Source organism: Streptomyces sp. NPDC056479, from assembly GCF_042795335.1.
In the GTDB taxonomy this organism is placed as follows: Bacteria; Actinomycetota; Actinomycetes; order Streptomycetales; family Streptomycetaceae; genus Streptomyces.
Genome location: NZ_JBHTRZ010000004.1, coordinates 496,130 through 520,896 on the forward strand (window position 1 = coordinate 496,130; position 24,767 = coordinate 520,896).

Consider the following 24,767-nt stretch of genomic DNA (forward strand, 5'->3'; position numbering starts at 1 on the left):
CCCATGCGTATTCAGGTACGGCGCACGGGCGGATTCGCGGGCATCGAGCGGCACGCCGAGGTGGACACCTCGGGGCGGCCCGACGCCCAGGAGTGGCAGGCCCTGGCCGAGAGCGCGGTGGCGTCCGGCCGGGGCACGCCCCCGATCGGGGTTCCGGACGGCTTCAGCTACCAGATCACCGTGGACGGCAGGACGGTGTACTGCTCGGATCCCCGGCTCACCGAGGAGCAGCGCAAGCTGATCTCCAGGGTGCTGAAGGAAGGAGCGTAACGGGCAGTTCACGCCGGGCCGTTGACTTCCGTTACCGCCGGTACGGATGATCCGGCGCATGGCGATCGATGAGCGCGGTGCGCAGAGCCCGATACCCCGTTTCCCGGCCGGCTTCCTGTGGGGCGTCTCGACCTCGGCCCACCAGATCGAAGGGGCGGTGGACGAGCGTGAGCGGTCCGTGTGGGACGCCTTCACGGCCGAGCCGGGACGGGTGAAGGACGGCTCCACGGCCGAGGTGGCCTGCGACCACTACCACCGCTACCGCGAGGACGTGGCGCTGCTGGCCGACCTGGGCGCCGGCGCGTACCGCTTCTCGATCTCGTGGCCGCGGGTCAACTCCCCCAAGGGCCTCGACTTCTACGACCGGCTGGTGGACGAGCTGTGCGCGGCGGGCGTACGGCCGGTGCCGACGCTCTTCCACTGGGATCTGCCGGTCTCCCTGGACTGGCTGGACCGGGACACCGCCGCCCGTTTCGCCGAGTACGTGTCTCTGGTCGCCGAGCGCCTCGGTGACCGCGTCCAGAAGTGGATCACCCTCAACGAACCCGCCGAGCACACCCTGCTGGGCCACGCCCTCGGCACCCACGCACCCGGCAGGCAGCTCCTCTTCGACGCCCTCCCGGTCGCCCACCACCAGCTGCTGGCGCACGGTCTCGCGGTACGGGCCCTGCGCGCGGCCGGCGCGACCGACATCGGGATCGCCAACTCGCACGGGCCGACCTGGCCGGCGTCGCGGGAGCAGGCGGACATCGAGGCGGCCGACTTCTACGACGTACTCCTCAACCGCCTGTTCGCCGACCCCGTGCTGCTCGGCCAGTACCCGGAGGGCATCGGCGAGTTGATGCCCGGCGATGTCGAGGCGGACCTGAAGGTCGTCTCGGAGCCCCTCGACTTCTACGGCGTCAACTACTACGCGCCGACCCGCGTGGGCGCCCCGCAGGGCACCGAGATCGATTTCGGCGGGGTGCGCATGCCAGCCGAACTCCCCTTCTCCGTGCGGGAGATCGAGGGAGTGCCGACCACGGACTTCGGCTGGCCGGTGGTCCCCGAGGGTCTGACGGAGCTGCTCACCGGCTTCCGCGAGCGCTACGGCGACCGGCTGCCGCCCGTGGTCATCACCGAGAACGGCTGCTCGTACGAGGGCGTCGACGACCAGGAGCGGATCGCCTACCTGGACGGCCACATCCGCGCCCTGCACCGGGCGGTGGAGGCGGGCGTGGACGTCCGCGGGTACTTCGTCTGGTCGCTGCTCGACAACTTCGAGTGGGCCGAGGGGTACGCGCGCCGGTTCGGGCTGGTGCACGTGGACTACGAGACGCAAGAGCGGACGCCCAAGGCGTCGTACGGCTGGCTGCGGGACGTGCTCCGGGCGCAGGGATGACGGTCGACGCCCTGGCCGAGCCCACGGACCGGGTCGGCCGGGGCTGGACCGCGGCGCTCTCGCTGGCCAACGTGGCGATCTGGGTGGGCTGGTACGGCCCGCTGCAGATCCTGCTGGCCCGGCAGTCGGAGGACTTCGCGCCCGGCACGGGGATGTCGAAGGAGACCCTGCTGGCCTGGGTGACGGGCGTGGGCGCGGTCGTGTCGCTGGTGGCGAACCCGCTCTTCGGCGCGCTGTCGGACCGCACCACGGCCCGCTGGGGCCGCCGTGCGCCGTGGATCGTGGCCGGCGCGGCGGGCGGCGCGCTGTCGCTGCTGCTGCTCGCCGGGGCGGACGGGCTGTGGACGATGGCGGTCGGCTGGTGCCTGGTCCAGCTGACCCTGAACGCGGCCTTCGCGGCGGTGACGGCGGCCGTGCCGGACCGGGTGCCGCGGCTCCAACGGGGCGTGGTGGGCGGCTGGTTGGGGGCGGCGCAGATCCTCGGGGCGGTCGTCGGTACGGGTCTTGCGACGGCGGCGGGCGGGATCGCGGCGGGGTATGCGGCGTGCGCGGTGTTCGCCCTGGCGGGGGTGCTGCCGTACGTACTGCGGTACCGGGATCTCAGGCTGGGGGTCGCGGACCGGCCGGTGTGGGACCGGCGTTCCTTCGTCCGCGGCTTCTGGCTGAGCCCGCGCCGCCACCCGGACTTCGGCTGGGCCTGGCTGACGCGCTTCCTGATCAACCTCAGCAACGCGCTGGTGATCCTCTACCTCCTGTACTACCTGCGGGACCGCCTCCACCACGACGACCCCGAGCAGGGGGTGCTGATCCTGACCGCGGTGGACAGCGTGGCTCTGCTGGCCACGGTCGTGGTGGGCGGCGTGTGGTCGGACCGTGTGGGGCGCCGCAAGCCCTTCGTGAGGTGGTCCGGGGTGCTGATGGCGGCGGCCACCGCGCTGCTCGCCGCCTGGCAGACCTGGGCGGGCGCGATCGTCGTGGCGGCGTTGCTGGGGGTGGCCCTGGGGGTGTTCATGTCGGTCGACTTCGCCCTGATGACGGACGTCCTGCCGAAGGCCCTCGACCGGGGCAAGGACCTGGGCGTCATCAACGTCGCCAACGCCCTGCCCCAGGTCGCCGCCCCCGCCCTGGCCGCGCCGATCGTCACCTACCTGGGCGGATACCGGGTGCTGTATCTGGTGGCGGCGGCGGTGGGGCTGGCCGGGGCGGTGCTGGTGGGGCGGATCAAGGGTGTGGACTAGGGGTGCGGACCAGGGATGCGGATCACGGTGCGGACCAGAGGGTCAGTCCACGAACTCCCCGTCCACATACACCCAGGCCCCGTCGACCCGCTCGAACCTGCTTCGCTCATGCAGCGAGCCGCCCCGGTAGGAGGCACGGAAGGTCACGGTCCCGGTGGCATGGAAAGCCGACCCGTCCGTCGTGTCCAGGATCTCCAGCCCGGTCCACCGCATCCCCGGATCGAGTTCCAGCCGCTCGGGCCGCGTCCGCGGATGCCAGGTCCGCAGCAGGTACGCCGCATCGCCCTTGACGAAGGCGCTGTAACGCGACCGCATGAGCGCCTCGGCGGTGGGGGCGGCGGTACCGGAGTGGTAGCGGCCGCAGCACTTGTCGTAGGGCTCGGGCTGCCCGCACGGGCAGGAACGCGTGGTCATGGCGGCCATTGTGCAGTGCGCTGTGCAGGGTGACGGGACCCTGACGGATGTCAGGGACCGCGGCACTCGCCGCCGCCGGAGCACTCGCCCTCGTGTTCACCACCGCTCAGAGCGCCGCGGCCGAGGGGCACGGCCGTGGTGGGTACGGCGTGTGGGCCGACGGGGTCGACATCCGCGACGTCAACGAGGGCAACCGCAACCCGTACTGGGTGATGGTCTCGCCGCGAGGCTGGGACAGGTACGGGATCATGTCCAGCTACTACATCGAGAACAGCACCGATTGGATCGACGGCGTACGCGGCCCGGACGGCTGCACGATGCAGGTCCGGTCAGAGCACTCCGGCGTCCCGGGCCGCATAGACCGACGGATACCGGGGCCGGTACCCCAGCTCCCGGCGGATGCGGTCCGTGGAGGTGATCACGAGCCACGGGTCGGGGTCCGTGCGGTCGTACAGTTCGGCCGGGACGTCGACGCCGTTGAGCTGGTGCAGCTCGACCGCGGTGACGGGGGCGTCGTCGGCGATGTTGTAGATGCGGCCGGCGATGCCCGGCGCGTGCAGGATGCGCAGCAGCGCCTGGGCGACGTCCGCGTGATGGCCCATCTGGAGCCGCTGGGTGGCCGCCCAGTTCCGGGCCCACATCAGGGACTGGGCGAGGTGCGGATCGCCCTCGCCGTAGACGAAGGGGAGCCGGCCGACGCGCACGTCCAGGCCCTCCAGCGCGAGCAGTTCCCGTTCGGCCTCCGCCTTGGACTCGGGGTAGGCGCCCCACATCGTCCCGCCGGGCCGGCTCTCGTCGTCCTCGGTCAGCGGGCGGCCCCGTCCGGTGCCGTACACGAGTCCCGTGCTGACCTGCACGAACCTGTGCACTCCGGCCGCCTGTGCGGCGCGGCCCAGCTCCACGGCCGCGTCCCGGTTGACCGCCCATGCCTCCTCGTCCGGCACTCCGCGGAAGGACGCGGCGACGTTGACCACCGCGTCGACCCCGGCCACGGCCTTGCCGAGCACCTCGGCGTCCCGCAGGTCGCCGACCACGACCTCGGCGCCGAGGTCGGCGAAAGGCTCGCCCCGCGCCGGGTCACGCACCAGCACGCGCACCCGCTCCCCCGGCCTGGACTGCGCCAGCAGCCTCGGTACGAAGCGGCGGCCGACCTGTCCCGTCGTACCTGTCACCAATGTCAGCATGATCTGCTCCTCTCGTCACCGACCACCCTCGGACGGGGCCGGTGCGAGCGGGAGAGACCTGTTGATCAGGGGATCGGCAGTCCCTGGATAAGGCGCGCGCCGTGCCGCAGGCTGGAGGGGTGAACCGAGCCGAACTCGCCGACTTCCTGCGCCGCGGCCGCGCCCGGCTGATCCCCTCCGACGTCGGCCTGACAGCGGGCTCCCGGCGCCGTACGCCAGGCCTGCGGCGTGAGGAGGTGGCACAGCTCGCGGGTATGTCGGTGGACTACTACACCCGGCTGGAACAGTCCCGGGGCCCGCGCCCGTCCCGCCAGATGCTGACGGCCCTGGGCCGTGCGCTGCGCCTGACCGACGTCGAGCAGGACCATCTGTTCCACCTGGCAGGCGAGGAGCCGCCGCGACGCGAGACGGCCTCGGCACATGTCCGCCCGGGGCTGCTGCTGATCCTGGACCGGCTGCACGACACCCCCGCGCAGGTGGTGAACGACTGCGGTGAGGTGCTCGCGCAGAACTCGATGGCCAGGGCGCTGGTCGGCGACGTGATGTCCCGCCCGCGGCGCGAGCGCAATCTCATGCGCCTGTTCTTCCTGGACCCGACCGCGCGCACGCTCTTCCCTCCTGAGGACCTGGAGGCCCACGCGCGCACCCAGGTGTCCACCCTGCGCGCGGTGGCCGCGGCCCGCCCCGACGACCCGGAACCGGCCGCGCTGGTCGCCGAACTGCGCGCGGGGAGCGAGGAGTTCGCCCGGCTGTGGGACGAGCACGAGGTGTCCCAACGCAACCGGGCGACCAAGCGGTTCGTGCATCCCCTGGTCGGTCTGCTGGAGCTGGACTGCGAGGTCATGGTCAGCCACGAGCACCACCACCTCCTGGTCGTCCACTCCGCCCGCCCCGGCACGGAGGCCTACGAACGCCTTCGGCTGCTGCGCGTGGTGGGCCTCCAGGACATGTCACCGAGCAAGGCCTGACGACCGGGCCGGCGGCTCGTTTCGGGGCGGTAGTTGACCCGTCGGTAGTTGAGGCCGGAAATCACCCTTGCCGACCCTCGCCCCACGCGCATCAATGGAACCGACGGTTTCCGACGGACCGTCAGATTCGGTCTCGGCTCAGTGTGCCCGCACCCACCTGCCGAGCAGCCCCCCCCACAGAGCACATTCCCCCACCCCCGAAAGGGAGCGATTCCCCATGAGACGAACGCGCATTGGAGCAGGTGCGGCCTTAGCGGCCGGGGTCCTCGCCGTCACCGGCCTGGCCTTCGCACCCGCCGCCTTCGCCGTCACCCCCGCCACCGCCACGATCACCGCCGACTGCGGCAGCTTCGGAGGCGGCGAGGCCACCCTCACGGCGACGCAGGACGGCACCGCCGCCACCGTCACCGTCAACTCCTCCGCGATCACCGCGCCGATCGCGCTCGGGGAGGACTCGATCGCCTCGACGCTCACCCTGGCGAAGGCGGGCGGCGGCACCGTCGCCTTCTCCGGCACCGAGAACCCGGCGATGGCCGCCGGCGACCCCGTCCAGGTCGGCCCGCTCAGCGGCACCGTGGCCTCCGGAGACAGCCTGGAGGCCTTCGGCGGCTCGCTGCAGATGACCGTCTTCGGCATCACCATCACCTGCACGGCGACCGGGCCGCAGTCGCCGGGCCCGTTCGTGTTCGACTGAGGCGCGTGACGCGCTGATGAGGCGCGGTCCCGACGCTGCTACAGCGCGTCGGGGCCGCGCTCGCCCGTCCGTACCCGTACGACCGTCTCGACCGGCACCGCCCAGACCTTGCCGTCGCCGATCTTGCCGGTCTGGGCGGCCTTCACGACGGCGTCGATGACGTCCTCGGCGGCCGCGTCGTCGACGACCACCTCGATGCGGACCTTCGGCACCAGGTCGACCCGGTACTCGGCGCCGCGGTACACCTCGGTGTGCCCGCGCTGGCGGCCGTAGCCGCTCGCCTCGGTCACGGTCAGACCGTGCACACCGATCTCCTGGAGAGCGGTCTTGACCTCGTCCAGCCGGTACGGCTTGACGATCGCGGTGATGAGCTTCATGCCTGCTTCTTGACCTTCTGGGCGGCGGGGACGGAGGAGGAGAGGGACGCGGTGACCGGGGCGCCATGCCCCAGGACCCCGTGATCGTAGGCGGTCTCGGCGTGCACCGTAAGGTCCAGGCCGCTGTGCTCCTGCTCCTCGCTCGCGCGAAAGCCCATGGCCCTGTCGATGACCTTGGCGATGCCGTAGGTGACGAGGAAGGCGTACGCGCCCACGGCCACGATCGCCACCAGCTGCTTGCCGAGCTGCGCGAGCCCGCCGCCGTACAGCAGGCCCTCGGCCCCGCCCGTCATGGTCGCCGTCGCGAAGACGCCGATCAGCAGGGTGCCGATGACACCGCCGACGAGGTGGACGCCGACGACGTCCAGGGAGTCGTCGTAGTTGAACTTGAACTTCCAGCCGACGGCGTAGGAGCAGACGACACCGGCGGCGAGGCCGATCACGAGCGCGCCGAGCAGGGAGACCGAGCCGCAGGAGGGCGTGATGGCGACGAGTCCGGCGACCGCGCCGGACGCGGCGCCCAGGGTGGTGGGGTGACCGTCGCGCTTGTGCTCGACGAAGAGCCAGCCGAGCAGGCCGGTGCAGCCGGCGGCGAGGGTGTTGAGGAACGCGGCGGCGGCGAGGCCGTTGGCGCCGAGGGCGGAGCCGGCGTTGAACCCGAACCAGCCGAACCAGAGCAGACCGGCGCCGAGCACGACCATCGGCAGGTTGTGCGGCCGCATCGCGTCCTTCTTGAACCCGAGCCGCGGGCCGAGGACCAGGCACAGGGCGAGCCCGGAGGCGCCGGAGGTGATCTCGACGGGGAGACCGCCGGCGAAGTCGAGGGCGCCGAGGTGTTCGAGGATCCAGCCGCCGGGGCCCCAGGTCCAGTGCGCGACGGGAACGTATACGAGCAGCGCCCACACCGGCACGAACACCACCCACGCCCCGAACTTCGCCCGGTCCGCTACGGCGCCGCTGACCAGCGCGGCGGTGACGATCGCGAAGGTGAGCTGGAAGGTGGCGAACAGGACGGTGGGGACGGTGCCCTGGACGCTGTCCGGTCCGAGGCCGGCCATGCCGACGTGGTCGAGGCCGCCGATGAGACCGCCGATCGCGTCGTCCCCGAAGGCGAGGGAGTAGCCGCAGGCCAGCCATACGACCGTCACCAGGGCGATGGCGACGAAGCTCATCATCAGCATGTTGAGGACGCTCTTCGTGCGGACCATGCCGCCGTAGAACAGGGCCAGGCCCGGGGTCATCAGCAGCACGAGGGCGGTGGCGGCGAGCAGCCAGGCGGTGTCGCCGGTGTCGACGCTTGCGGCGGCGAGGGGCACGGTGGTCTCCAACGGTGTGGGGGCTCGTCAGAGAGTCACGGGAGTGCGTTTCCGGTTGTGCACGAGTGTGTTTCCGGGGTGTTTCATTGCGCGAGGGTTTCCGGAGGCTCACAGGACGGGGGGTGGGTGGTCGCTCCCTTGTGCGGCAGGGCCTTGTGGATCAGGGAGAATGGGCGCCATGAGCGTTCGCAGCAAGTCATCCGAGTCGTCGGCATCGTCGGAGGCACCCCACCGCGCCGGCTTCGCCTGCTTCGTGGGCCGCCCCAACGCGGGCAAGTCCACTCTCACGAATGCTCTGGTCGGCCAGAAGGTGGCGATCACCGCGAACCAGCCGCAGACGACGCGGCACACCGTGCGCGGGATCGTGCACCGGACCGACGCCCAGCTGATCCTGGTGGACACCCCCGGACTGCACAAGCCGCGCACCCTGCTCGGCGAACGCCTCAACGACATCGTGCGCACCACCTGGGCCGAGGTCGACGTGATCGGCTTCTGCCTGCCCGCGAACGAGAAGCTCGGCCCCGGTGACCGCTTCATCGCGAAGGAACTGGCGTCGATCAAGAAGACGCCGAAGATCGCGATCGTCACGAAGACCGACCTGGTGGACAGCAAGACCCTGGCCGAGCAGCTGATCGCGATCGACCAGCTCGGCAAGGAGCTGGGCTTCGAGTGGGCCGAGATCGTCCCCGTCTCGGCGGTCGGCGACAAGCAGGTGGACCTGCTGGCCGACCTGATCGTCCCGCTCCTTCCGGAGGGCCCTGCGCTCTACCCCGAGGGCGACCTCACCGACGAGCCCGAGCAGGTCATGATCGCGGAGCTGATCCGCGAGGCCGCGCTGGAGGGCGTACGGGACGAGCTCCCGCACTCCATCGCGGTCGTCGTCGAGGAGATGCTCCCCCGCGAGGACCGCCCCGCCGACAAGCCCCTCCTGGACATCCACGCCTTCGTCTACATCGAGCGCCCCAGCCAGAAGGGCATCATCATCGGCCCCAAGGGCAAGCGCCTGAAGGACGTCGGCATCAAGTCCCGCAAGCAGATCGAGGCGCTCCTGGGTACGCCGGTCTTCCTGGACCTGCATGTGAAGGTGGCGAAGGACTGGCAGCGCGATCCGCGCCAGCTGCGCAAGCTGGGCTTCTGAGCCGGGCGGCGGCAGCACATATCGATACAGCCTCGGCCTGCATGTGAAGGTCGCCAAGGACTGGCAGCGCGACCCCCGACAGCCGCGCAAGCTGAGCTCCTGAGCCGCGCGGGCAAGGACGGGCAGCGCCGGCCGCGCGGCGGTAGCCGCACATCGATACAGCCTGGACCTGCATGTGAAGGTGGCGAAGGACTGGCAGCGCGATCCGCGACAGCCGCGCAAGCTGGGCTCCTGAGCCGGGCGGCGGCAGCGCATATCGATACAGCCTGGACCTGCATGTGAAGGTCGCCAAGGACTGGCAGCGCGACCCCGACAGCCGCGCAAGCTGGGCTCCTGAGCCGCGCGGGCAGGGACGGGCAGCGCCGACCGCGCGGCGGTAGCCGCACATCGATACAGCCTGGACCTGCATGTGAAGGTCGCCAACGGCCGGCAGCGGGATCCGTACAGCCGCGCAAGCTCGGCTTCTGAGAGCCGTAACCTCCTCGTCGAAAAGCCCTACGGCAGTGTCAGTCCTGCGGCGTACCCTTGAAATCGCCAGGCCGCCCCTGTGGCGGGCGAGTCGTATCGAGGAGGACGAGCAAGGCCTACGAGCCGGCCCATGACTCAGACACCCACAGCTCACACACCCGCGCAGGGACAGGCGAGAGCACAGTTCACCGTCCCCGCCCAGCACCCCATGGTGACCGTGCTGGGGTCCGGCGACTCCCTGCTGCGCGTGATCGAGAAGGCCTTCCCGGCGGCCGACATCCACGTCCGGGGCAATGAGATCAGCGCGGTCGGCGACTCCGCGGAAGTCGCCCTCATACAGCGCCTGTTCGACGAGATGATGCTGGTGCTCCGCACCGGACAGCCGATGACGGAGGACGCAGTGGAACGCTCGATCGCCATGCTGCGGGCGAGTGAGAACGGGGAGGGCGACGGCCAGGAGACCCCGGCCGAAGTACTCACACAGAACATCCTGTCCTCGCGCGGCCGCACCATCCGCCCCAAGACGCTCAACCAGAAGCGGTACGTCGACGCCATCGACAAGCACACCGTCGTCTTCGGTATCGGCCCCGCCGGCACCGGCAAGACCTACCTGGCCATGGCCAAGGCCGTCCAGGCCCTCCAGTCCAAGCAGGTCAACCGCATCATCCTGACCCGCCCGGCGGTCGAGGCCGGCGAGCGTCTGGGCTTCCTGCCCGGCACGCTCTACGAGAAGATCGACCCGTATCTGCGCCCGCTGTACGACGCGCTGCACGACATGCTGGACCCGGACTCGATCCCGCGGCTGATGGCGGCCGGGACGATCGAGGTCGCCCCGCTCGCCTACATGCGCGGTCGTACGCTCAACGACGCCTTCATCATCCTGGACGAGGCCCAGAACACCTCGCCCGAGCAGATGAAGATGTTCCTCACCCGCCTCGGCTTCGACTCGAAGATCGTGATCACGGGTGACGTCACCCAGGTCGACCTGCCGAGCGGCACCAAGTCGGGTCTGCGTCAGGTCCAGGACATCCTGGAGGGCCTCGACGACGTCCACTTCTCCCGGCTCACGTCCCACGATGTCGTACGGCACAAGCTGGTCGGCCGTATCGTCGACGCGTACGAGAAGTACGACAGCCGTAACGGCACGGAGAACGGCACCCACACGGGCGCCCGTAACAAACGGAAGTAGACCAGCGCGACCATGTCGATCGACGTCAACAACGAGTCCGGAACCGAGGTCGACGAGCAGGCGATCCTCGACATCGCCCGCTACGCACTCGCGCGGATGCGCATCCACCCGCTCTCCGAGCTCTCGGTGATCGTCGTTGACGCCGAAGCCATGGAGCAGCTCCACATCCAGTGGATGGACCTCCCCGGCCCGACGGATGTCATGTCCTTCCCCATGGACGAGCTGCGGCCCCCCTCGAAGGACGAGGAGGAGCCGCCCCAGGGGCTGCTCGGTGACATCGTGCTCTGCCCCGAGGTCGCCGCGAAGCAGGGCACGGAAGCGCCCACCCAGCACACCATGGACGAGGAGCTCCAGCTGCTCACCGTCCATGGTGTGCTGCACCTCCTCGGGTACGACCACGAGGAGCCCGACGAGAAGGCCGAGATGTTCGGCCTGCAGGCGGCCATCGTGGACGGCTGGCGTGCGGAGAAGGGTCTGACCGGCCCCTCCCCGGCCCCGACCGTGTCATGAGCCTCCCCCTCGTCTCCGGCGCCATCGCCCTGGTGGTCGTCGCCTGGCTCGCCGCCTGCGCGGAGGCGGGCCTGGCGCGTGTCTCCAGCTTCCGCGCCGAAGAGGCCGTACGCAGCGGCCGGCGCGGCAGCGAGAAGCTCGCGCTGGTCGCCGCCGACCCGACGCGCTATCTGAACGTGGCGCTGCTGGTGCGCGTGGCCTGCGAGATGGCCGCCGCCGCGCTGGTGACCTACGCCAGCCTGAAGGAGTTCGACAGCACCACCGAGGCCCTGCTGGTCGCGATAGCGGTCATGGTCCTGGTGTCGTACGTCGCCGTCGGGGTCTCCCCGCGCACCATCGGCCGCCAGCATCCGCTGAACACGGCGACGGCGGCGGCGTACGTGCTGCTGCCGCTCGCGCGGATCATGGGCCCGATCCCGTATCTGCTGATCCTCATCGGCAACGCCCTCACCCCCGGCAAGGGCTTCCGGCGCGGCCCCTTCGCCTCCGAGGCGGAGCTGCGCGCGCTGGTCGATCTCGCCGAGAAGGAGTCGCTGATCGAGGACGAGGAGCGCCGGATGGTGCACTCGATCTTCGAGCTGGGCGACACGCTCGTTCGGGAGGTCATGGTCCCGAGGACCGACCTCGTCGTCATCGAGCGCTACAAGACCATCCGCCAGGCCCTCACCCTCGCCCTGCGCTCCGGTTTCTCGCGCATCCCGGTGGTCGGGGAGAGCGAGGACGACGTCGTCGGGATGGTGTATCTGAAGGACCTGGCCCGCAAGACGCACATCTCCCGGGACGCGGAGAGCGAGCTGGTGTCGACGGCGATGCGGCCCGCGTTCTTCGTGCCCGACACCAAGAACGCCGGTGACCTGCTGCGCGAGATGCAGAAGGAGCGCAATCACGTCGCCGTCGTCATCGACGAGTACGGCGGCACCGCCGGCATCGTCACCATCGAGGACATCCTCGAGGAGATCGTCGGCGAGATCACCGACGAGTACGACCGTGAGCTGCCTCCGGTGGAGGAGCTGGGCCAGGACCGCTACCGTGTCACCGCCCGTCTGGACATCACCGACCTGGGCGAGCTGTACGGCCTCGACGAGTACGACGACGAGGACGTGGAGACCGTCGGCGGACTGCTGGCCAAGGCGCTGGGCCGGGTCCCGATCGCCGGGGCGTCGTCCCAGGTCGAGCTGCCCGACGGCCGCGAGCTGCGCCTGACCGCGGAGGCTTCGGCGGGCCGCCGAAACAAGATCGTCACGGTTCTGGTGGAGCCGGTCGGCCGGGCCGAGCCCAAGGAAAAGCGGGACGAGTGACGCATGACCCCTCAGGAACTGCGCACCCTCTGCCTGTCCTTCAACGCCGCCGTGGAGGACTTCCCGTTCAACCCCGAGACCTCGGTCTTCAAGGTCCTCGGCAAACTCTTCGCCCTGACCAACCTGGACGGGCGGCCCCTGACGGTCAATCTGAAGTGCGATCCGGAGGACGCGGTACGGCTGCGCGGGGAGTATCCGGGGCTGATCGTCCCCGGGTGGCACATGAACAAGCGGCACTGGAACACGGTGACGGTCGACGGCGAGCTCCCGGACCGGGTGGTCCGGGAGCTCGTCGAGGACTCGTACGACCTCGTGGTGGCGGGGCTACCTAGAGCCGAGCGGCTCCGTCTCGACCGTCCCTGAGCCGGCCGTCCGCCGGGTGCGCAGGCCGAGGGCGACCAGGGCCGCGGCGGTCAGGACGATCGCCGTGTTCAGGGCCATCACCGTGCGGGTGCCGGACAGCAGGTCGTCGGATGTCGTGGCGAGGACGCCCAGCAGGGGGATGCCGATGGTGAGGCCGAGCTGCTGGGTCGAGGTGACCAGGCCGGTGGCCAGGCCCTGTTCCTCGTCGGGGACGCCGGAGGTGACCGTCACGCCGTAGGAGATGATCGCACCGAGGTGGAACATGCTCGCCAGCGAGACGGCGGCCGTGGCGAGCCAGACGGACCAGGTGTGGGTGTCGAGGAACAGCAGGCCCGCGATGAAGGCGCCCTGGCCCGCGAGCGAGAGCACCAGGGTGCGGCGGGCGCCGAGGCGGCTGACGAAGCGCGGGGTGAGCATGCCCGCGATCACCGACAGGACGCCCTGGACGCCGAAGACCAGGCCCGTCTGCCAGGCCGACAGGTGCAGGATCTCCTGGAGGTAGAGGGTGAGGACGAAGATCACCGTCGACATCATGGAGAAGGTGATCAGGCCGCCCAGGTTGCCCCACGCCACCGTGCGGCGGCGCAGCATGGGCAGGGAGACCAGCGGTGCCTCGGTGCGGGACTCGACGACCACGAACGCGGCCAGGAGCGCGAGGCCCGCGATCAGTGTCGTGATGACGTCGGCGCGGCCGAAGCCGTGGTCGGCGGCCGTCGTCAGGGCGTAGATCAGGGAGAGCAGACCGCCGGTGACGGTGACCGCGCCCGGCACGTCCAGGTGCGGGCGCTGCGGGGTGCGGGACTCGGGCAGCAGGCCGGGCGCGAGCGGCAGCACGACCAGCGCGAAGACCGCGAGCAGGCCCATCGTGGAGCGCCAGCCGAGCGCGTCGGTCAGGATGCCGCCGGCCACCATGCCGATGGTGAAGCCGAGAGACATCAGCGTCCCCGAGATGCCGAGCGCGCGGTCGCGGGCGGGACCCTCGGCGAAGGTGGTCGTCAGCAGCGACATGCCCGTCGGGACGATGACCGCCGCGCCGAGGCCCTGCAGCGCGCGTCCGGCGAGGAAGGACGCCGGGCCCCAGGCGAACGTGGCGAGCACCGAGGCGGCGGCGAACAGGGCGAGACCGGTGAGGAACAGCCTGCGGCGGCCGTACAGATCGCCGATGCGGCCGAACAGGAGCAGGAAGCCGCCGGACGGCAGCGCGAACGCGGTGACCGCCCACTGCAGGGCCGACTGGCTCATGCCGAGGTCGGCGCCCAGCACGGGGAGGGCGACGTTCAGGACGGAGAAGTCGAGCGCGACCATGAACTGGGCGGCGCACAGGACGAACAGGACGAGTTTGTCGCGCGTCGACATCCGGGGGGTGTCGGGCGAGAGGGCGGGAGCGGGAGTGGACGTGGTGGTGTCGATCGCCATGGACAAGAGCCTGCGGGCACCGGAATAGCCGTGGGGAGCGGGAAGTTGTGCTGGTGGTGGTACCACCAGGCAACGGGATGAGGGGGATCCGTACGTGTCCGAGGGCGCGCTGAAAAGCCATCGGCGGCGCGAGCTGCGCGAGTTCCTGATGAGCCGGCGGGCCCGGGTGACACCGGGCGAGGCGGGCCTGCCCGACGGCGGGGCGCGGCGCCGTACACCGGGCCTGCGGCGCGAGGAGGTCGCGGTGCTCGCCGGGGTCGGCGCCTCCTGGTACCAGTGGCTGGAACAGGGGCGGGAGATCTCCGTCTCGCCGCAGGTGCTGGACTCCGTCGCCCGGGTGCTGCGGCTGAGCAACGCCGAGCGCCGCCATCTGTATCTGCTGGCCGGGCTGAATCCGCCGGTGGCCGAAGTGGCGCCCGAGAAGCAGGACATGTGCGACGGGCTGCGGCGGCTGATCGACGCGTGGATGCCGTATCCGGCACACATCATGGACAAGTACTACAACGGCGTGATGCACAACGACGCGGCCGCGACCGTGCTCGGCATGCGGCCCGGCAAGCGGTGGAACTGCCTGCTCGACTTCTTCACCGACCCGATGTACCGGTCGCGGGCGAGGAACTGGGAGGAGAACGCCGCCACGGTCGTCGCGCAGTTCCGCGCGGTCTGCTCGGCCAACCCCGACGACGAGGGCTTCCAGGCCGTGCTGTCCGAGGCGAAGGCGTCCAGCGGGGAGTTCAACGCGCTGTGGGAGCGGCGGGACATCGAGGACGCCGGGCAGATCCGCAAGGAGCTGGAACATCCGCTGGTCGGGCTGCTGTGCATGGAGTCGAGCGTGATGAAGATGCCGGTGCGCCCCGATCTGTCGATCGTCCTGCACACGCCCCTGGACGAGGCGAACACGGCGGCGAAGCTGGAGTGGCTGGCATCCCACGAGGGCCGGCGCGGGGCGATGTACCCCGTGGCCGGATAGGGGCGGTGGCGCTACGTATGCTCAGCTCATGACCGACAACAGCGCGCTCGATCCCGAGGACCGCAAGATCGTCACCCTGGCCCGTTCCGCGCGGGCCCGCAACGGCGTGCCCGAGGGTGCGGCGGTACGGGACGACACGGGCCGTACGTATGTCGCCGGGACCGTCGCGCTGGAGTCCCTGAAGCTGAGCGCGCTCCAGACGGCGGTGGCGATGGCGGTGGCGTCGGGGGCCACGTCGCTGGAGGCGGCGGCGGTCGTGACCGAGGCGGAGAGCGCGTCGGACGTGGACCGGGCCGCCGTGCGGGATCTGGGCGGGCCCGGGACGCCGGTGCTGGTGGCGGGGCCGGACGGGTCGGTGCGGTCGACGGTGACGGCGGGCTGAGGTTCGAAGCGCTGCGACGAACCTGACCGGCGTCTGCGAAATCCCCTCTGGCGTTTGAGGAGCGGGGTACCCGGCTCTGCGGAGGGGCGATCCGACGGGCGATTGTCAGTGCCCGGTGTCAGGCTGAGGGCATACCGGATCGGCGGAAGGGAATCGTCATGATCACCACCGACCAGGCCCCCGGCTCCCCCTGTTGGCTCGACCTCGGCGCCCCCGATGTGCGGTCCTCCGCGGCCTTCTACGGTGCCGTGCTCGGCTGGGAGTACGAGTCCATGGACGAGGGCGAGGAGTTCCAGGGCGGGATGTTCAAGAAGGACGGCAAAACCGTCGCCGGGCTCGGCAAGCTCACCGAGGAGGGGGCGCGGTCGGCCTGGATGATCTACTACACCGTCACCGACGCGGACGCCGCAGCGCAGGCCGTGCAGGGCGCCGGCGGCACGGTGCGGGTGGCGCCGATGGACCTGGAGGACTGGGGGCGGATGGCCCAGTTCACCGACCCGCTGGGCGGGCAGTTCGCCGTGTGGCAGCCGGGGAAGAACTCGGGCTTCGAGCTGGCGGACGAGACGGGCTCGCTGTCCTGGACGGAGCTGTACACGACCGACGCCGCGGCCGCGAAGGAGTTCTACGGCGGCATCTTCGGCTGGCAGTACAACGACATGGAACTGCCCGGCGGCGGAGGCGCGTACACCATCATCACGCCCGCCGGGCTGCCCGAGGAGCGTATGCAGGGCGGCCTCATGGAGCTGCCCGCGGAGAACCTCGCGCTGGCGGCCGGGCGGCCTTACTGGCACCCGGTCTTCAACGTCGACGACTGCGACGCGGCGGTCGCCAAGGTCACCGAGAACGGCGGAAGTGTGCAGATGGGGCCGGAGGACGCGGAAGGTGTCGGCCGGCTGGCGGTGTGCGTGGATCCGTCGAACGCGGACTTCGTGGTCCTGACCCCGGCGACGCCGAGCTGAGCCCGGCCGCCGCCGCTCTCAGGCCGACCGTCCGAAGCCGATCGTCGGCACCGCCCTGCGCAGCGGCCAGGGTCTCCCCGCCTCCTGTGGCACCAGGTCCGCCAGGAACGCGTACCGGCGCAGGGCCTCGGGGTCCTGCCGGTCCAGGGACCGGACCTGGCGCCACCACGCGCCGATCTCGGCCCAGCCCGGGGCGGACAGGGAGCCGCCGAACTCCTGCACAGAAAGGGCCGCGGTCAGGCCCGCGAAGGCCAGACGGTCCTCGAGGGGCCAGTCGGCCAGGGTGCCGGTGACGAAGCCGGCCACGAAGACGTCACCGGCGCCCGTCGGGTCCATCGCCTCCACGGCGATGGCGGGTACCTCGGCCGTCTCCCCGGTTCTGCCGTCCACCGCGTAGGCGCCCTCCGCGCCGAGGGTGACCACCGCCAGCGGGACGTGCGCGGTCAGGGCGTGGGCCGCCTTGCGGGGGCAGTCGGTGCCCGTGTAGCGCATCGCCTCCTGCGCGTTCGGCAGGAAGGCCTCGCAGTGCTCCAGGTCCGCGAGCCCCGCCAGGTCCCACGCCCCGGTGTCGTCCCAGCCGACGTCGGCGAAGATACGGGCGCCCTTGCTCGCGGCCTGGGCGATCCAGGGGGCGCGTGTGCCCGGCACCAGCGAGGCCACGGCGGCCCGCGCGCGGGGCGGGCACTCCGGCGCCGGCTCCTCCGGGGGTGGCTCGTGGCCGTGGGAGACCATGGTGCGCTCCCCCTCGTACGCCATCGAGACCGTCACCGGTGAGTGCCAGCCCGGGACCGTGCGCGACGGCGAGAGGTCGATGCCCTCGCCCTGCTCCAGCGCGTCCCAGCAGTAGTCGCCGTAGTGGTCGTCGCCGAAGGCCGCCGCGAGGGACGTCCGCAGGCCGAGGCGGGCCAGGGCGGTGGCCATGTTCGCCACACCGCCGGGGCTGGAGCCCATCCCGCGCGCCCAGGACTCCGTCCCGCGCACCGGGGCCGAGTCGAGGCCGGTGAAGATGATGTCGAGGAAGACCGTGCCCGTGAGATAGACGTCCCAGGGCGGATCGGCGGGCGCGCGCAGGCCGATGAGGGGGTCGACCTGGGCCCGGCGGTACGGCCCCGTCGCCTTGGCCGACGGCCCCTGGGGCGAGGGTCCCTTTCCGGTGGGCGCGGTGGGCGTGGTCACGGTGCGCTCCCTGACGTGGTGCTGATCTGGCCAGTGTGCACCACGCCACTGACAACGCCACCGCGATCTTGCCGAGCCCCTCGCGTCCCGTCAGCCGGAAAAGCCGCTCACCAGCGCGGTACCTCCGGCGTCACCCACCCCGGCTCGGCGACCCGCATCGCCGCCGCGTCGTCGCGGTCCCGGAGTGAGCCGTCGTCATCCAGCCACCGCCGGTGCAGCTCGGCGAGCCGGTCGCGGTCCAGCTCGACGCCGAGGCCGGGGGCGTCCGGTACGGCGACCCGGCCGCCGTCGAAGGCGAGGCGCTCGGTGAGGACGTCCTCGGACTGCCAGGGGTAGTGGGAGTCGCAGGCGTGGTGGAGGTTCGGGACGGTCGAGGCCACGTGGGTCATCGCGGCCAGGGAGATGCCGAGGTGGGTGTTGGAGTACATGGACACCCCGACGCCGAAGGTGCTGCAGACGGCGGCCAGTTGCCGGGTGTTGCGCAGCCCGCCCCAGTAGTGGTGGTCGGAGAGGACCACCTGCACGGCGTTCTTCGTGAACGCCTCCTTGATCTCCGCGAACGTCGTCACGCACATGTTGGTCGCCAATGGCACCCCGCTGCGCGCGGCGACCTCCGCCATCGCGGCCGTACCGAGGGCCGGGTCCTCCAGGTACTCCAGGACGTCCCCCAGCTCCCGCGCCACCTTCAGCGAGGTCTCCACGGACCAGGCCCCGTTGGGGTCGAGCCGCAGGGGGTGCCCGGGAAAGGCCTCCGCGAGGGCCCGGATCGCCGCGATCTCCTCGTCCGGCGGGAAGACACCGCCCTTGAGCTTGAAGGACGTGAACCCGTACCGCTCCTTGAACCGACGCGCCTGTTCCACCACCCCGGCCGGGTCGACGGCGGCACCCCAGTCGTCCTTCTCCGCGATAACGCCCGCCGGATGGCCGGCCCACTTGTAGAACAGGTACGCGCTGTACTCGACCGTGTCGCGCACCTTGCCCCCGAGCAGCGCGTGCACGGGCAGCCCGAGCGACTTGCCGAGGGCGTCGAGACAGGCCACCTCGAAGGCGGAGACGACGGACAGCCGCAGCTTGTCGGCGGTCTGCACGCCCCGCAGTCCGCCGACGTCGACCTGCCCGGAGACCCGGGTCCCGTCGACTGCCACGGCGTCGGCGACGACGAACAGCCCGTTGAGATCGGAGACTTGACGACCGATCAGCTTCTCGGCGAACGGCCGGGCGAGCTCCAGATACTTGGTGTCGCCGTACGTCTCCCCGACCCCGACGACGCCGCCCGCCGTCTCGACCTCCATGATCAGGCGTGGCGTGTACGGCTGGTGCACGCCCTGGGTGTTCAGCAGCGGCGGGTCGGCGACCAGGATCGGGGTCAGACGGACGTCCGTGATGGTGAGGTTCACAGCGCGGCTCCCACGAGGTGGAGTCCGGCGGTGAGCAGGGTGCGCAGGTCGGCCAGGTCGGCGGCCGACGGGTCGGTGAGCGGGGCGCGTACGGGGCCGACGGGGCGGCCGCGCAGCCGGGCCGCCGCCTTCACCAGGGACACGGAGTATCCGGGCACCCGGTCGCGCAGTTCGACGAACGGGACGTAGAAGTCGCGCAGCAGCTTGTCGACCGTGCCGTGGTCGCCGTCGGCGAGGGCGGCGAAGAAGGCGTTCGCGATCTCGGGGGCGAAGGCGTGCACGGCGGAGGAGTAGGCGGGGACGCCGACGGCCGCGTAGGCGCGGGCCTGGACCTCGGCGGTGAGGGCGCCGTTGAAGAAGAGGAAGTCCTCGGGGGCGGCGAGGGTGAGGCGCTGGAGGCGGTCGAGGTCGCTGTGGCCGTCCTTGAGGCCGATGACGCCCGGGATACCGGCGATGCGCTTCAACGACCCGATGGTGAAGGCGACCTGGCCGCGCTGGTAGGCGATGAGCGGCAGTCGGGTGCGGGCCGCGATGTGCTCCAGCTGGGCGACCAGGCCGTCCTGCGGGGCGGCGATCAGATAGTGCGGCAGGACGAGGAGGGCGTCGGCGCCGGCCTCCTCGGCGATGCGCGCGAAGCGGACGGCCTGCGCCCAGCCGTACCCGGTCCCGGCGACGACGGGCACGCGTCCGCCCGCCTCCTCGACGGCGATCGAGACGACCTGGCGGTACTCGTCCTCGTCCAGCGAGAAGAACTCACCGGTGCCACAGGCGGGGAAGAGGGCCCCGGGGGCGGTGGCGAGCCGGTCGGCGACATAGGCACGGAAGCCGTCCGGGTCCAGCGAGCCGTCGTCGTGGAAGCTCGTGAGCGGGAACGACAGCACTCCTCGCGCCATGCCGTCCCGCAGACGCCGCGTCGTGTCCGTATCGAGGCTCACCCTCGTCATCTCCCTATGTAGACCTCATCCACGTATGAGAATGGAGATTAGATACGCGAACCGGGACCGTCAATGGCGCGGCCGGCCCGATTACCATCGGCCCATGTCAGAGACAGGCGGCGTCCGTGAGGTGAAGTCCGCGGCGCGTACGGTCGAGCTGCTGGAACTCCTCGCCGCCCGCGGCGACCGCCCGGCACGCCTCCAGGAGCTGGCCGACGAACTGGCCGTGCCGCGCAGCTCCATGTACGCGCTGCTCCAGACCCTGATCGCGCGCGGCTGGGTCCGCACCGACGTCACCGGCTCCCTCTACGGCATCGGCATCCACGCCCTGCTCACCGGCACCGGTTACCTCGACTCCGACCCGCGCGTCCGCGTCGTACGCCCGTATCTGGACGAGGCGTCCGACGCGCTGGGCGAGACGATCCACATGGGGCGGCTGGACGGCCGGGACGTGGCGTATCTGGCGACGCGCGAGTCGCACGAATACCTCAGGACGATCAGCAGGGTCGGCCGGCGCCTCCCGGCACACGTGGGCGCGCTCGGCAAGGCGCTGCTCGCCGAACGCCCCGACTCCGACCTCCCCGAGGGCCCGTACCGGGCCCTCACCCCCAACTCCCACACCACCCGCGCCTCTCTTGCCGCGGACCTCGCCGAGGTGCGGGCACGCGGCTGGTCGGTCGACCGCGAGGAGGGCGTCCTCGGCATCGTCGGCTTCGGCTTCGCCCTGCGCTACGACGCCCCGGTCCAGGACGCGATCAGTTGCTCGGTGCCGGTGGCACGGCTGTCGGCGGGGCACGAGGAGCGGATCGTCGCGGTGATGCGGGAGATCAGGGCGAAGATCGAGGCGACGGTTCCCGGCGGGGGCGGGTCGGTGCACTGGCGCAGGTGAGAGCGCCTGTGTAGACCGAGAAGGGCGACGCGAGGGCGACGAACCTACCCGACTTGCCCCACCCCAAACAGAACGTGCCTCAGATCACACCGCTCCCACTTTTTCGCGCGTCCCCTCCCTTGATACAAATTGCCCGCGCGTTCCTGTCCGTCGACGGCCTGCGCCCCTCCCCCTCCTGTGCCGTCCTTTCGCATGCCCTGGGAACGCCCGTGTTCGCCCCCCGCACCACCCCCTGGCCCCTCGTCGCCCTTTTCACGGCCGGGTACCTCGCTCCGTATCTGCTGCCGACGGTCGTCGGCAGGCTCGACTCCGGACTTCCGCTCTCCCCCACCCAGGCGGGCGCCGTCGGCAGCGCGCTGCTGCTGAGTTCGGCGTCGGCGGGCTTTCTGCTTGCCTCCCGCGTCGAGCGGATCGGCGCCCGCGGACTGGCCCGCTTCGGGCTCGCGCTGGCCCTGCTCGGCTACGGCGGCGCGGCCCTCGCGCACTCCGTACCGGCCGTCGTCCTGGGCGTGCTGCTCGGCGGCTTCGGATCCGGTACGACCACCGCGGTCGCCGCCACCCGTATCGCCGCCCAGCCCGACCCGCACCGGGCCACCACGGTCGGCCTGCTCGGCGTCTCCGCCCTCGCGGGCGCCGTCTATCTGACGGTCCCGCACCTCGGTCCCGGCCATGGCCAGCCGCTGGCCGCGATCGCCGTCACCGCGCTCGCGGTATGGCCGCTGACGGGCCGTCTGCCGTCGGGCGCCGCCCCACAGCCACAGGCACGGTCCGCCTCCCGCCTCCCGCACCGGCGCCCCGGCCTGGTCCTCGCCGCCTGCATGCTGTGCTGGTCCCTCGTCCAGAACTCCCTGTGGGGTGTCAGCGGCCGGATCGGGCTGACGCAGGCTCAGCTGACCGAGGCCACGGTCGGCGCGGTGTTCGCCGTGGCGCTCGGCGCCGGGCTGCTGGGCGTGACGGGTGCGGGTGCGCTCGGCCCGCGCCTCGGCCGTGCGCTGCCGATCGGCGGCGGTACCGTCCTCATCGCGGTCTGCATCACGGTGAGCGCGTCCGCCACGGACCTGGAGACCTTCGCGACCGGCGAGATCGCCTGGAACACGCTCTACCCGATCGTCCTGTCGTACGTCATCGGCCTCGCCGCCTCCCTCGACGCACGCGGCCGCTGGGCGGTCCTCGTCGGCTCGGCGTCGTCACTGGGCACGGCTGCGGGACCGCTCACCGGGAGCGTGCTGTCGGCGCGGGCCGGCTTCCCGGCGATGGGAGTGGTCCTCGCGGTGGGGCTGCTGGTGATCGCCGTACCGATGACGGTCGTGGCGCTGGGCCGGCACTCCCGGAAGTCCGTCGAGATCGCCGAAGGCATCGAGGTCGTGGAAGTGGAAGTCGTCGAGTTCCCGCTGGCCACCGTCGAAGCCACCCCGGCCGCACCCGAGCGCCTTACCCCGGCTACTTGAACTCGTAGGCCTCCACCTCGGCCAGGTACCGCGCCCGCAGCTCCTCGTCGTCCTCCAGGAAGGAGGCGAGGAAGGAGTTGCGGGCGAGCTCGCGGAGCCGTTCCCCGGTCAGGCCGAGGGTCTGCCGCACGGCGTCGAGGTTGTCGCCCGCGTACCCGCCGAAGTAGGCCGGGTCGTCGGAGTTGACCGTGCACATCAGCCCGGCGTCGAGCATGGCCGGCAGCGGATGGTCGGCGAGGGTGTCGACGGTGCGCAGCCGCACGTTCGACAGCGGGCACAGGGTCAGCGGCACCCGCTCCCGCACCAGCCGCTCGACCAGCGCCGGGTCCTCCATGCACCGCAGCCCGTGGTCGACGCGCTCGACGCCGAGGACGTCGAGGGCCTCGGTGATGTAGGCGGGCGGCCCCTCCTCGCCCGCGTGCGCGACGCGCCGCAGGCCGAGCGCGGCGGCCGCCTCGTACACCTCGCGGAACTTCACCGGTGGATGCCCGACCTCGGCCGAGTCGAGGCCGATGCCGGTGATCCGGTCGAGATAGGGCTCGGCGGCCCGCAGCGTGTCCATGGCCGACTCGGCGGAGTCGTCGCGCAGGAAGCACATGATGAGCCGGGTGGAGACCCCGTGGTTCGCCTCGCTGCTCCCCAGCGCCCGCCACAGCCCCTCGACGACGGTGCCGAGCTCGACGCCCCGCTTGGTGTGCGCCTGCGGGTCGAAGAAGATCTCCGCGTGCCGCACGCCCTGGGCGGCGGCGCGGGCGAGGTAGGCGTTCGCGAGGTCCGCGAAGTCCTGCTCGGTGCGCAGGACGGCCATCAGCTCGTAGTACAGGTTCAGGAAGGACTGGAGGTCCTCGAACTGGTAGGCCTTGCGGAGCTCTTCGGTGTCGCCGTACGGCAGCTCGACGCGATTGCGGGCGGCCAGCTCGAAGGCGAGCTCGGGTTCGAGGGTGCCTTCGACATGGAGGTGCAGTTCAGCTGTGGGGAGGGGCATCGAAGCATCGTACGGCGAGGTCATCGGCGTTTCGGCAGTGGCACCCGCAGCAGGTCGTGGGCCACGGTCAGCTCCCCGTCGAAGCCGGCTTCGCGTGCCTGCCGCTCGAACTCGTCGGGGTCGGTGTAGCGCTGGCTGAAGTGGGTGAGTACGAGATGCCGTACACCGCCGTCGAGCGCGACACGGGCGGCCTGCCCGGCGGTCAGATGGCCGTGTTCGACGGCGAGTTCGACGTCCTCGTCCAGGAAGGTGGACTCGATGACGAGCATGTCGCAGCCCTCGGCGAGGGTGTGCACCCCGTCGCACAGCCGGGTGTCCATGACGAACGCGAACCGCTGCCCGCGCCGGATCTCGCTCACGTCGTCGAGGGAGACCCCGCCCAGCGTGCCTTCCCGCTGGATCCGTCCGACGTCCGGCCCCTTGATGCCGTGCGCGGCGAGCCGTTCGGGCAGCATGCGGCGGCCGTCGGGCTCGACGAGGCGGTAGCCGTACGACTCGACGGGGTGCGAGAGCCGGGCGGTGTGCAGCGTGTAGGCGCCGGTGTCGGCGATGACGCCGTCCTCGCTGACCGGGGCCTCGGCGAGGTCGACGGTCTCGCGGTAGGCGGTGGCGTACCGCAGCCGGTCGAAGAAGCGCTGCCCGGAACGCGGGTAATGGGCGGTGACGGGGTGCGGAACCTTGTCGAGGTTGATCCGCTGGATGACCCCGGCGAGCCCCAGCGAGTGGTCGCCGTGGAAGTGGGTGACACAGATCCGGTTCAGATCATGGGCGGCCACTCCCGCACGCAGCATCTGCCGCTGAGTGCCCTCGCCGGGATCGAAGAGGATCCCGTCCCCGTCCCACCGCAGCAGATAGCCGTTGTGGTTCCGGTGCCGGGTCGGGACCTGGCTCGCCGTCCCCAGGACGACCAATTCACGTACGGACACGGCGACTTAACCGGGGGGCCACTGCATGCCGCGGCCGCCCAGGAGATGGGCGTGGGCGTGGAAGACGGTCTGGCCGGCGCCGGGGCCCGTGTTGAACACGATGCGGTAGCTCTCCAGCTTCTCCTCGTCGGCGACGGCCTGGGCCTCGCGCAGGACGTCCGCGGCGAGCTCCGGCTCGGCGGTGGCGAGCGCGGCCGCGTCCCGGTAGTGCGCCTTGGGAATGATCAGAATGTGGGTGGGCGCCTGGGGATTGATGTCCCGGAACGCGACGGTGGTGTCCGTCTCCCGGACGATCGTCGCCGGGACGTGGCCCTCGACGATCTTGCAGAACAGGCAGTCGTCCTGGGGTTCCCCTGCCATGGTCCCTCCGGGGGTTGGGCGGCGCTTTACGGTTGGCATCGTATCGTCGTCGGGTGCGGGTGCGTGGGGGTTGATCGCGCCCACGCGGCGCAGCCGCACATCGATACAGCCCCGCG

26 protein-coding genes are annotated in these 24,767 nt (G+C 71.2%); 15 read left to right on the forward strand and 11 right to left on the reverse strand.

The genetic code is table 11. The annotated features are described in order from the left end of the window. The first annotated feature begins 3 nt into the window (after positions 1-3). From ACFQ6S_RS18795 to ACFQ6S_RS18805, 3 genes are read left to right on the forward strand one after another with little or no spacing between them, the layout of a single operon-like run. Entirely contained in the window at positions 4-270 is a 267-nt protein-coding gene (locus ACFQ6S_RS18795; RefSeq protein WP_383410494.1) for a protealysin inhibitor emfourin, read from the forward strand. Positions 271-316: 46 nt separating this feature from the next. After that, complete coding sequence (locus tag ACFQ6S_RS18800) at positions 317-1,651, forward strand: GH1 family beta-glucosidase (RefSeq protein ID WP_383410497.1); 1,335 nt, start codon at positions 317-319, stop codon at positions 1,649-1,651. Continuing rightward, positions 1,648-2,889, forward strand: a complete 1,242-nt coding sequence (locus ACFQ6S_RS18805; RefSeq protein ID WP_383410500.1) for an MFS transporter — start codon at positions 1,648-1,650, stop codon at positions 2,887-2,889. Before ACFQ6S_RS18800 ends, ACFQ6S_RS18805 begins: the two co-directional genes overlap by 4 nt. A 42-nt stretch (positions 2,890-2,931) precedes the next feature. Here ACFQ6S_RS18805 and ACFQ6S_RS18810 read toward each other — a convergent pair whose 3' ends face one another. Together ACFQ6S_RS18810 and ACFQ6S_RS18815 are read right to left on the reverse strand one after the other, a co-directional pair. Continuing rightward, on the reverse strand, positions 2,932-3,303 hold the full coding sequence (locus tag ACFQ6S_RS18810; RefSeq protein ID WP_383410503.1) for a YchJ family protein: 372 nt from the start codon (positions 3,301-3,303) through the stop codon (positions 2,932-2,934). Between the two features lie 329 nt (positions 3,304-3,632). Beyond that, a complete protein-coding gene (locus ACFQ6S_RS18815; protein WP_383410506.1) occupies positions 3,633-4,487 on the reverse strand; it encodes an NAD-dependent epimerase/dehydratase family protein in 855 nt (284 codons plus the stop codon). Between the two features lie 119 nt (positions 4,488-4,606). Here ACFQ6S_RS18815 and ACFQ6S_RS18820 point away from each other — a divergent pair, with 119 nt between their 5' ends. Together ACFQ6S_RS18820 and ACFQ6S_RS18825 are read left to right on the forward strand one after the other, a co-directional pair. Next, complete coding sequence (locus ACFQ6S_RS18820; RefSeq protein WP_383410509.1) at positions 4,607-5,455, forward strand: helix-turn-helix transcriptional regulator; 849 nt, start codon at positions 4,607-4,609, stop codon at positions 5,453-5,455. A gap of 217 nt (positions 5,456-5,672) precedes the next feature. Beyond that, a complete protein-coding gene (locus ACFQ6S_RS18825) occupies positions 5,673-6,149 on the forward strand; it encodes a hypothetical protein (protein ID WP_383410511.1) in 477 nt (158 codons plus the stop codon). 38 nt (positions 6,150-6,187) lie between these two features. On the opposite strand, the gene ACFQ6S_RS18830 is transcribed toward ACFQ6S_RS18825, so the two are convergent. Further along, a complete protein-coding gene (locus ACFQ6S_RS18830) occupies positions 6,188-6,526 on the reverse strand; it encodes a P-II family nitrogen regulator (RefSeq protein WP_383410513.1) in 339 nt (112 codons plus the stop codon). Next, entirely contained in the window at positions 6,523-7,842 is a 1,320-nt protein-coding gene (locus ACFQ6S_RS18835) for an ammonium transporter (RefSeq protein WP_383410516.1), read from the reverse strand. The genes ACFQ6S_RS18830 and ACFQ6S_RS18835 overlap by 4 nt, the downstream gene beginning before the upstream one ends. A gap of 178 nt (positions 7,843-8,020) precedes the next feature. Between ACFQ6S_RS18835 and era the strand changes: the two genes are divergently transcribed. The 5 genes from era to ACFQ6S_RS18860 all read left to right on the forward strand — a co-directional run bounded on the left by era (position 8,021) and on the right by ACFQ6S_RS18860 (position 12,808). Next, positions 8,021-8,980 (forward strand): GTPase Era, encoded by a 960-nt coding sequence (gene era / locus ACFQ6S_RS18840; protein ID WP_383410519.1) that lies wholly within the window; start codon positions 8,021-8,023, stop codon positions 8,978-8,980. A 598-nt stretch (positions 8,981-9,578) separates the two neighbouring features. Then, positions 9,579-10,637, forward strand: coding sequence for a PhoH family protein (locus ACFQ6S_RS18845; RefSeq protein ID WP_383410522.1), 1,059 nt, complete (start codon positions 9,579-9,581; stop codon positions 10,635-10,637). A gap of 12 nt (positions 10,638-10,649) precedes the next feature. After that, a complete protein-coding gene (gene ybeY, locus ACFQ6S_RS18850) occupies positions 10,650-11,147 on the forward strand; it encodes an rRNA maturation RNase YbeY (protein WP_383410525.1) in 498 nt (165 codons plus the stop codon). Next, a complete protein-coding gene (locus ACFQ6S_RS18855; RefSeq protein WP_383410528.1) occupies positions 11,144-12,445 on the forward strand; it encodes a hemolysin family protein in 1,302 nt (433 codons plus the stop codon). Before ybeY ends, ACFQ6S_RS18855 begins: the two co-directional genes overlap by 4 nt. Before the next feature lie 3 nt (positions 12,446-12,448). Beyond that, positions 12,449-12,808 carry an MmcQ/YjbR family DNA-binding protein gene (locus tag ACFQ6S_RS18860; protein ID WP_383410531.1) on the forward strand — a complete coding sequence of 120 codons (360 nt, stop codon included), beginning with the start codon at positions 12,449-12,451 and terminating at the stop codon, positions 12,806-12,808. Here ACFQ6S_RS18860 and ACFQ6S_RS18865 read toward each other — a convergent pair. After that, complete coding sequence (locus ACFQ6S_RS18865) at positions 12,770-14,224, reverse strand: MFS transporter (protein ID WP_383410534.1); 1,455 nt, start codon at positions 14,222-14,224, stop codon at positions 12,770-12,772. The two genes, ACFQ6S_RS18860 and ACFQ6S_RS18865, sit on opposite strands and share 39 nt — an antisense overlap. A gap of 148 nt (positions 14,225-14,372) precedes the next feature. Here ACFQ6S_RS18865 and ACFQ6S_RS18870 point away from each other — a divergent pair, with 148 nt between their 5' ends. From ACFQ6S_RS18870 to ACFQ6S_RS18880, 3 genes are all read left to right on the forward strand, one after another. Continuing rightward, positions 14,373-15,194, forward strand: a complete 822-nt coding sequence (locus tag ACFQ6S_RS18870) for a helix-turn-helix transcriptional regulator (RefSeq protein WP_383411296.1) — start codon at positions 14,373-14,375, stop codon at positions 15,192-15,194. A 28-nt stretch (positions 15,195-15,222) separates the two neighbouring features. Further along, the gene (locus tag ACFQ6S_RS18875) at positions 15,223-15,576 is read left to right on the forward strand and encodes a cytidine deaminase (protein ID WP_383410537.1); all 354 of its coding nucleotides are present in this window, start codon (positions 15,223-15,225) and stop codon (positions 15,574-15,576) included. 158 nt (positions 15,577-15,734) lie between these two features. Then, positions 15,735-16,535, forward strand: a complete 801-nt coding sequence (locus tag ACFQ6S_RS18880; RefSeq protein ID WP_383410539.1) for a VOC family protein — start codon at positions 15,735-15,737, stop codon at positions 16,533-16,535. Between the two features lie 18 nt (positions 16,536-16,553). Here ACFQ6S_RS18880 and ACFQ6S_RS18885 read toward each other — a convergent pair whose 3' ends face one another. The 3 genes from ACFQ6S_RS18885 to ACFQ6S_RS18895 all read right to left on the reverse strand — a co-directional run bounded on the left by ACFQ6S_RS18885 (position 16,554) and on the right by ACFQ6S_RS18895 (position 20,043). Beyond that, positions 16,554-17,711, reverse strand: coding sequence for a carbohydrate kinase family protein (locus tag ACFQ6S_RS18885; protein WP_383410542.1), 1,158 nt, complete (start codon positions 17,709-17,711; stop codon positions 16,554-16,556). Positions 17,712-17,818: 107 nt separating this feature from the next. Continuing rightward, on the reverse strand, positions 17,819-19,108 hold the full coding sequence (locus ACFQ6S_RS18890) for a glucarate dehydratase family protein (RefSeq protein ID WP_383410545.1): 1,290 nt from the start codon (positions 19,106-19,108) through the stop codon (positions 17,819-17,821). Then, a complete protein-coding gene (locus tag ACFQ6S_RS18895) occupies positions 19,105-20,043 on the reverse strand; it encodes a 5-dehydro-4-deoxyglucarate dehydratase (protein WP_383410548.1) in 939 nt (312 codons plus the stop codon). Before ACFQ6S_RS18895 ends, ACFQ6S_RS18890 begins: the two co-directional genes overlap by 4 nt. A gap of 103 nt (positions 20,044-20,146) precedes the next feature. On the opposite strand from ACFQ6S_RS18895, the gene ACFQ6S_RS18900 reads away from it, so the two are divergent. Next, on the forward strand, positions 20,147-20,932 hold the full coding sequence (locus ACFQ6S_RS18900) for an IclR family transcriptional regulator (RefSeq protein WP_383410551.1): 786 nt from the start codon (positions 20,147-20,149) through the stop codon (positions 20,930-20,932). A gap of 209 nt (positions 20,933-21,141) precedes the next feature. Next, complete coding sequence (locus ACFQ6S_RS18905) at positions 21,142-22,380, forward strand: MFS transporter (RefSeq protein WP_383410554.1); 1,239 nt, start codon at positions 21,142-21,144, stop codon at positions 22,378-22,380. On the opposite strand, the gene ACFQ6S_RS18910 is transcribed toward ACFQ6S_RS18905, so the two are convergent. The 3 genes from ACFQ6S_RS18910 to ACFQ6S_RS18920 are packed head-to-tail and all read right to left on the reverse strand — an operon-like array spanning position 22,373 to position 24,651. Continuing rightward, positions 22,373-23,365 (reverse strand): adenosine deaminase, encoded by a 993-nt coding sequence (locus ACFQ6S_RS18910; protein ID WP_383410557.1) that lies wholly within the window; start codon positions 23,363-23,365, stop codon positions 22,373-22,375. The genes ACFQ6S_RS18905 and ACFQ6S_RS18910 overlap by 8 nt on opposite strands. A 20-nt stretch (positions 23,366-23,385) precedes the next feature. Next, positions 23,386-24,291: a ribonuclease Z gene (locus ACFQ6S_RS18915; protein WP_383410559.1), complete on the reverse strand. Its 906-nt coding sequence runs from the start codon at positions 24,289-24,291 to the stop codon at positions 23,386-23,388. A 6-nt stretch (positions 24,292-24,297) separates the two neighbouring features. Beyond that, positions 24,298-24,651, reverse strand: coding sequence for a histidine triad nucleotide-binding protein (locus ACFQ6S_RS18920; protein ID WP_383410562.1), 354 nt, complete (start codon positions 24,649-24,651; stop codon positions 24,298-24,300). Between the last annotated feature and the right edge of the window lie 116 nt (positions 24,652-24,767).